The following is a 2,547-nucleotide window of genomic DNA, read 5'->3' as shown; positions in this document are numbered from 1 at the left end:
ATAGCTGATAGCTGATAGCTGATAGCTGATAGCTGATAGCTGATAGCTGATAGCTGATAGCTGATAGCTGATAGCTGATAGCTGATAGCTGATAGCTGATAGCTGATAGCTGATAGCTGATAGCTGAATGCTTACGGAAATAGTACTAATGTTTCAGCAACGCAAGACCTGCTCCCTGGGGAGATGCTTACAAGGGTAGGTTTTTTAAAAAGGGGCGAGTAGGTACGTTTATTACGTATAAATTAATCAAAATATGTATCAAAATACATAAGTATGTCCGAAAAAAATCTACCCATATGTATCAAAATACACAATAATTCCCGGGATAATTCTCCCCATTTCCCGCTTTTACCGATTCCCTCGGTGCGCGCCTCCTAGGGCGAGTAAATCGCCCTTGGGTCGCACCGCTCCCGATTCCCTCGGTGCGCGCCTCCTAGGGCGAGTAAATCGCCCTTGGGTCGCACCGCTCCCGATTCCCGATTCCCAGATCCGCTGTATATAGAAATAGCTCGTTAGTTAGATTTTTTGATTTATTCACATAATATTCACAAGATGGTGATTTAATAAAGTCTACCAGTTGAGTTAAGGATAATACAAGGCATGAAACTCAAGGTAAACCAGGCAAAAAATCACCCGTTACGGTTCAAAATGGTTGTTTTTTTGATTTATAGTGGATTAGTATACTTAGGGATTGCTTCGTTATATTGGTTTGTGGTATTTCCCATAAATTTCCTTGATGGATTTCTTGAAGAATCCCAACTCAATAAACTATTTTTTTTACTGAATCAAGTAGATGAAAAAGACCGAATTGTTTTTTATATAGCTGTTTTAATAATGGCTATAGGACTAGTAATTTTGCTGAAAATTTACTACTTAAGCAAGCGTTCATTCGATTTAGAAAAGACTGGTATAAGTGACAAAAAGGCTATCTGTTCAGAAGACAGGCAAATGATTCAATGCTTGAATAATGCCCTTGAGTGGCTGAGTTCTGATCAGATTGCCCTGCGGCTAGGTGGAATTTATGCCCTAGAACGAATTGCTAAGGTTTCTGCCCAAGACCACTGGAAAATCATGGAAATTTTATCGACATTTGTGCGATATCAGTCCCCTGGGAAGATTCATGTAGAGATGCAAAAGCAAATCAATGACTCATGCAGTCCTCTTCCAATTACAGAAGACCAAAAACTTCCTATTGATATTCAAGGTGCCCTGACGGTTATTGGCAGGCGCGACAGCTCAAAAGAGCTCGAAGATGATAAAATTGATTTACGTCACGCCACACTGATCGGGGCAAACTTAACAGAAGCAAACCTGCAAGAGGCATACCTTAATGGATCCAAACTACAAGGAGCTGATCTTAATCAGGCTAATCTAAAAGGAACATATGTGATCGGAGCCAATCTAGAAGGGGCAGACTGTAATCAAGCTAACCTCCAAGGAGCATACTTGATCAAAGCTAACTTGACAGACGCTTGCTTATCTGATGCTAACCTAGAAGGGGCATTTCTCAGGAGCGCTAAGCTAGAACAGGCAATCCTCTGGAATGCTAATTTACAGCGGGCATCGTTGATTCAAGCTAACTTGCAAGAGGCAAATTTAGAAGGAGCTAATCTCCACGGTACAGATTTAAGAGGGGCTAACCTCCAAGGAGCTAAAAATCTGACCAAAAAGCAGATTGAATTGGCACAAATAGATAGCGAAACTATTTTACCATACTACCTGATTAGGGCTTAATATTATTCTAATAAATTTGCGTTTTTTTTATAGGATACAGAAGACATAAATTAGATCTGGTGCATCTTATATTTGTAAAAACATAATCGAACAATAATTCCATTTAGATAAGCACAGCCTAAATAGACTTCGCGGCAGAAGTCGGAAGGAACAGCGGATCTGGGAATAGTGGACAATAATTGACGTAAACACTATCATAAAAAGACTTTTGCAAGAGGTCTAATAAATAATTAGAGTAAAAGTTGAAAACTACCATTGAACTACCATTATGAGTCTGAGGGGAAGCATATGGGCTACGCGAACAGCGTTCAGCTTAATTAAAATAAACCTCTTTGCCCTATGGCCACGCTACGCGAACAGAAGAATTTAAAGGTGCCCTTGACCCATTAAGAATTAAATTCGCCACGGGTCGCACCTAATAGTTCGAGATTAATCAGAATTGAAAGGTAAGCATTTAGCTGTCAGCCGTTGGCCTATGGCCACGCTACTTGAGGTGCCATAAGCCTTGGCCTATGGCCACGCACTCGCGTTTGGCTGATAGCACCTCAAGTAGCACCATCTGTAGCGCATTAGCTGATAGCTGATACGCGACACGCTGATAGCTGAATGCTTACGAATTGTGAGAATTTTTGATGCCATATTCCCTACTCCCTACTCTCTACTCCCTACTCTCTACTCCCTACTCTCTACTCCCTACCAGGAATCCATGATCGCGGTCGGGTAGGGTACGCGATCGCATAAACTGATGGAATCATCTATAAAATTCCATAAAAGAGAGGGTGATCCGTGGCTACTGACTACATTTTGTTTATA

At 41.1% G+C, this 2,547-nt stretch carries 1 protein-coding gene; it reads left to right on the top strand.

Annotated features, from left to right (window positions below):
• Positions 1–600: 600 nt before the first annotated feature.
• On the top strand, positions 601–1,734 hold the full coding sequence (locus F6K38_RS39240; RefSeq protein WP_008188941.1) for a pentapeptide repeat-containing protein: 1,134 nt from the start codon (positions 601–603) through the stop codon (positions 1,732–1,734).
• The last annotated feature ends 813 nt before the right edge of the window (positions 1,735–2,547 follow it).

Source organism: Moorena sp. SIO3B2 (genome assembly GCF_010692525.1).
In the GTDB taxonomy this organism is placed as follows: Bacteria; Cyanobacteriota; Cyanobacteriia; order Cyanobacteriales; family Coleofasciculaceae; genus Moorena; species Moorena producens.
This window is presented reverse-complemented; position numbering and strand designations above follow the sequence as displayed.